The organism is Microbacterium sp. GbtcB4 (assembly GCF_019091465.1).
GTDB lineage: Bacteria > Actinomycetota > Actinomycetes > Actinomycetales > Microbacteriaceae > Microbacterium > Microbacterium paraoxydans.
This window is the reverse complement of the sequence record NZ_JAGXJJ010000254.1, coordinates 1-256: the sequence shown is the minus strand read 5'-3', so window position 1 is coordinate 256 and position 256 is coordinate 1. Positions and strand designations below refer to the sequence as shown.

Annotated in this window: 1 pseudogene; it reads left to right on the top strand. The window is 71.9% G+C overall.

What is annotated here, in order from left to right:
- Positions 1–256: pseudogene (locus tag KVS71_RS17850) on the top strand (hypothetical protein); the annotation flags it as partial.

The following is a 256-nucleotide window of genomic DNA, read 5'->3' as shown; positions in this document are numbered from 1 at the left end:
GCGTTCCAGGAGAACGCGCTTCGCGAGGCCTTCAAGGACCGCGTGCAGGCGGTCGCCCAGTCCGTCGCCGCCCTCCCCGTCGTCCTCGATGCGTTCGACGACGAGGACCCGGCCGCTGCCATCCAGCCGGTCGCCGAGGTCAACCGCGAGGCCCCCGACCTCGCGTACGTCGTGGTCGCCAACGACGAGGGCATCCGGTACCCGCATCCGAACACCGACCGCACCGGCGAGCGGGTGTCCACCGACCCGTCGATCC